The sequence below is a fragment of the Streptomyces silaceus genome (assembly GCF_001419745.1).
GTDB classification, from domain to species: Bacteria; Actinomycetota; Actinomycetes; order Streptomycetales; family Streptomycetaceae; genus Streptomyces; species Streptomyces silaceus.
Map to the genome: position 1 here is coordinate 1 of NZ_LIRJ01000269.1, position 4476 is coordinate 4476.

Here is a 4476-nt window from a genome sequence, read left to right on the forward strand (position 1 = left end):
GCCCTGATGACCGGCACCGTCACCGGCGGCCTGAGCACCGGCCTGCTGCTCGGCCTGTGCCAGCTCCCCGTCACCTGCCTCGCCCTGGTCCTGTACGAGCGCACGGCACGCCGCCGTCTGGACCCGCTCGCCGAACGGCTGCGCAAGCAGGCCGAGCTGGCCGACGCGCGGGCGGGCGGGGGCCGGCCATGAGCGAGGACGCGCAGACCATGTCCCTGGTGGCCTTCACCGCCGTGGCCACCCTCACCCTGCTGCTGTGCGTCCTGGCCGTCCCCGACCGGGACGACCTCGACGGGTTCTACACCGGCTTCGGCGCGCTCTCCCCGATGCGCAACGGCCTGGCCATCGCGGGCGACTACATCTCGGCGGCCACCGTCCTCGGCACCGGCGGCGTGATCGCCCTGCTCGGCTACGACGGCGTGGTCCTCGCCCTGAGCACGGCGCTCTCCCTGACGCTCCTGATGTTCCTGCTGGCCGAACCCCTGCGCAACGCGGGCCGGTTCACCATGGGCGACGTCCTGGCGCGCCGCATGCCGGGCCGCGCCGTACGGATCGCCGTGTGCGCGGCGACACTCGCGGCGCTGCTCCCGCTCATGCTGGTCCAACTGGCGGGCGCGGGCGACCTGCTGGCCTTCGTCCTCGGCTTCTCCGGCGAGGGCCTGAAGACCGGCTGCATCGTCGCGCTCGGCACCCTCATGATCAGCTACGCGGCGCTCGGCGGCATGAAGGGCACCGCCCTCATCCAGATCCTGAAGATCGTGACGCTGCTCGGCTCGGGCGTCGTGGTCGCCGTCCTGGTCCTGCGCCGCTTCGACTGGGACGTGGGCGCCCTGCTCGCGGCGGCCGAGCGCGGCAGCGGGGCGGGCCCGGCCTTCCTCCGCTCCGGGCTGCAGTTCGCGGACAGCCCCCACCCCCGCCTGGACATGATCAGTTCGGAGCTGACGGTGGTCCTCGGCGGCGCGGCGCTCCCGCACGTCACGATGCGCATGTACACGGCGCGCAACGCCCGCGAGATACGGCGCTCCATGTCCTGGGCGGTCTCGTCCGTGTCGCTGTTCGTCCTGGTCATCACCGTGGTGGGGTTCGGCGCGACCGCGCTGGTCGGCAGCGCGGCGATCATCGAGGAGGACCCGCAGGGCAACACGGCCTATCTGCTCGGCTCCCGCGCGGCGTTCGGCGCCGACACCTCGGCCGTCGAGACGCTGGTCTTCACGACGGTCACCACGGCGCTGTTCCTGACGCTGCTCGCGTCCGTGGCCGGCATGATCCTCGCCTGCGCCAACTCCCTCGCGCACGACGTCTTCGCGCACGGCCGCCGCACGCCCTCGCCGCGCCGCGAGATGACGCTCGCCCGCGCCTCCGCGCTGGCCATAGGGGTACCGGCGATCCTGCTCGCGGTCCTGGTCAAGGACCACAACCTCCAGCCCCTGGCCACCCTCTCCTTCTGCCTGGGCGCCTCCGCCCTCGCGCCCGCCCTGGTCTACGGCCTCTTCTGGCGCCGCTACACACAGACCGGCCTGCTCTGCACCCTGCTCGGCGGGACGCTCGGCGCGACCGTCCTGATGACCGGCACCAACCTCGTCTCCGGCAGTCCCGGCTCGGCCTTCCCGCACCACGACTTCACGTGGTTCCCGTTCACCACGACGGGCATCGCCTCGATCCCGCTGGGCTTCCTCCTCGGCTGGCTGGGCACCCGCCTGTCCGACCGCGGCCGGGCCGAGGACCAGCGCAGACGGTACGAGGCCGTGGAGGGGTCGATCCTGGCGGGGGCGGTGCGGCGGGGCCGATGACCGTGCCGGACCGGGGCGCCGCTACGGCGTCTCCTCCGCGGGGGCCCGTCCCGTCAGCGCGGCGAGGCTGCTGCGCACATGGTCCATGTGCGCCCGCACCTCGTCCCACTGCTCGCCGTGCTCGCGCAGCACCCGCTCGGTCTCGCGGGCCAGCCGCTCCTCGCGCACCGCGGCCTGCGCGACCAGCTCCGCGCCGCGCGCCTCGGCGTCCTCCTGCCGGTGCCTCGCGGACTCCTCCGCCTCGGCGAAGGCCCGCTTGGCCTCGGAGAGCCGGGCCTCCGCGGCGGCCACCCGCTCCGCGTCCCGCGCGTCCGAGGCCGCCTCGCGCTCGGCCGCCTCGCGCTCGGCGGCCTCCCACCGCTCGGCCTGCTCCTTCTCCTGGTCGGCGAGCAGCCCCTCGCACCGCTGCCGCATCTCGCGCAGCGCCGCGAGCGCCTCGCCGCGCCACTCCTTCACGTCCCGCCGGGCCTCGACCCGTGCCTCGTCCGCGGTGCCGCGGTCGGCCAGCAGCCGCAGCCGCGCCCACTCCTCGGCGTCGGCGCCGACCCGTTCGGCGTGGGCGCGCGCGGCGTCCCGCGTCCGACGCGCGTCGGCCTCGGCGGCCTCGGCCAGCCGCTGCGCCTCGGCCTGCGCCGCCTCGCGCAGGGCGGCGGCCTCCTCCTCGCCGAGCGCCAGGATCCGCTGGGCGCGCCCGCCGAGCGTCTCGTACGTCTGGGGGGCGAGCCGCGAGACCGCGTCCCGCAGGTGCTCGGCCTCCGCCTCCATGTCCTTGGCGAGGACCGTCAGCCGGGCGGCCCGCTCCCACGCCGCGTCCCGCTCCTGGGACAGTCCGGTGGCGTACGCCTCGACCTGCGCGGGGCGGTAGCCGCGCCCGCGCACGGTGACGAAGCCGTGCGACGACGGCGCACCGCTGCTGCTCATCCTTGGATCCCCTCTCCGACGGACCACGCGCGCACAGCGCGATTGGCGCACATCTTGATGGATCAAGCGGAAATGCTCATAACGCGACACTCCGCCCACCCCACCGGTCAAGGATGCGTCAATTGGCGGCAGAAGTCGGAATCGGAGGGCCGTGTCCCCGGCCACTTGCGGCGGCCACCGACTCCGGGGCGCGCACGACGAAGGCGTCCGGCCCGTTCCCGGGCCGGACGCCTTCGTCCGCCATCTCATGCCGTACGCGAGCGCGCACGGCACGGCGCTACAGCAGGCCGTCCCACATCTGCTCCAGGAGCACCGACCACCAGCTCTCCGGCGAGGCCAGGGCCGCGCCGTCCAGGGCCGCCAGCTGGCTCTGGAAGTCGACGGTCCAGCGGCCCGCCTGCTCCTGGTTGAGCCCGAACCGCAGCCGCCACATCCGCCCGAGCAGCGCCATGCAGCGCGCGAACTCGGGCAGCCCGGTGTTCACGAACTGCGGCGGCACCGGCGCACCGCCGGGGCCGGCCTCCACCGGCACGGCCACGATGTTCGCCGTGCCGTACTGGACACAGAGCGCACGGCCGAAGTCGCTGCCCATGACCAGGTACGACCCCGCGTCGGACGCCGGCTGCACCCCGCGCTCCTGCGCCAGCTCGGCCAGCGTCGGCACCGGACGCCCCGGCTGGGCCTGCGCCCAGAAGAACGGCCCGAAGTCGACGGGCAGACCCGCCACCACGAGGGTGTGCGCCACGATGTCCGGCACGCCCTGCCGGGACACCGCGCGCTGGTCGAAGCGGAAGATGCCGGGGCCGAAGGCCGCGGCCAGCTCCTGCGCGATGCCCTCCGGCGGGATCGCCGGGGCGGGCGCCATCTGCTGCAGCGGGGCGCGCACCGGGGCCGGGCGGGCCGGGCCGTCCGCGACCTGGTGCAACTCGCCCTGGTGCTCCAGGAGTTGCTGCATGCCCTGCTGACGGGACGCGTGGTCCCTGCCGTACGGGGCGATGGACGTGATCCGCGCCTGCGGCCAGGTCTCGCGGATCATCCGGGCGCAGTACGCGCCGGGCAGCTCGCAGGACTCCAGCTCGGTGTGGAGTTCGAGCACCTGCTGCGGCGGCACGTTCATGCCGCGCAGCTCGTGCAGGATCTGCCACTCCGGGTGCGGGGTGCCGGGCGCCGAGCGGCGGATGAGCTGCTGCTCGGAGCCGTCGGCCGCGCGGTAGCGCAGCACGGCCTGGTAGCCGGGGCCCACGGTCGGCTGACCGGTGGGCGGCTGCGGATAGCCGTAGGGCTGACCACCGGGAGCACCGGGCTGCCCCGGCGCGGGCGGCGGGGGCATCCCGGGCGCACCCGGACCGCCGACGGCGGGCCCGGCCAGCATGGTCGCGGCGTGGTGGACGCCGCCCCCCGGCGGCGGGGTGCCGGGGGCGCCCGCACCAGGAGCACCGGGGGCGCCGGGCGGCTGGGGCGCACCCGGGGCACCGGGCGCGCCCGGGGGCTTGAGCCCGCCGCCCAGGCTCGGGTCGGCCAGCATCGTCGCGGCGTGGTGGACACCGCCGGGAGGCGTACCGGGAGCACCGGGCGGACCCGGAGGCTGGGGCGCACCGGGAGCGCCGGGCGCGCCAGGAGGGCCGGGCGGCTGGGGCGCGCCCGGAGCGCCGGGGGCACCCGGAGGCTTGAGCCCGCCGCCCAGGCTCGGGTCGGCGAACATCGTCGCGGCGTGGTGGACACCGCCGGGAGGCGTACCGGGAGCACCGGGCGGACCCGGAGGCTG

Annotated in this window: 4 protein-coding genes; 2 read left to right on the forward strand and 2 right to left on the reverse strand. The window is 75.7% G+C overall.

All coding sequences use genetic code 11. The annotated features are described in order from the left end of the window. On the forward strand, positions 1–192 hold a 192-nt coding region (locus AOK22_RS24095; protein ID WP_157872276.1), incomplete at its 5' end, for a DUF485 domain-containing protein. Then, complete coding sequence (locus AOK22_RS24100) at positions 189–1790, forward strand: sodium/solute symporter (protein WP_055700801.1); 1602 nt, start codon at positions 189–191, stop codon at positions 1788–1790. The genes AOK22_RS24095 and AOK22_RS24100, both read left to right, overlap by 4 nt. A 21-nt stretch (positions 1791–1811) precedes the next feature. Here AOK22_RS24100 and AOK22_RS24105 read toward each other — a convergent pair whose 3' ends face one another. Further along, positions 1812–2711 (reverse strand): coiled-coil domain-containing protein, encoded by a 900-nt coding sequence (locus tag AOK22_RS24105; protein ID WP_055700802.1) that lies wholly within the window; start codon positions 2709–2711, stop codon positions 1812–1814. A 277-nt stretch (positions 2712–2988) separates the two neighbouring features. Next, a partial coding sequence (locus tag AOK22_RS39980) for an SUKH-4 family immunity protein (protein ID WP_244164962.1) occupies positions 2989–4476 on the reverse strand: 1488 nt, incomplete at its 5' end.

Bases quoted from the DNA above. Each gene is read 5' to 3' on its own strand.
- AOK22_RS24100 (WP_055700801.1), top strand. From the start codon at position 189: ATGAGCGAGGACGCGCAGACCATGTCCCTGGTGGCCTTCACCGCCGTG.
- AOK22_RS24105 (WP_055700802.1), bottom strand. From the start codon at position 2,711: ATGAGCAGCAGCGGTGCGCCGTCGTCGCACGGCTTCGTCACCGTGCGC.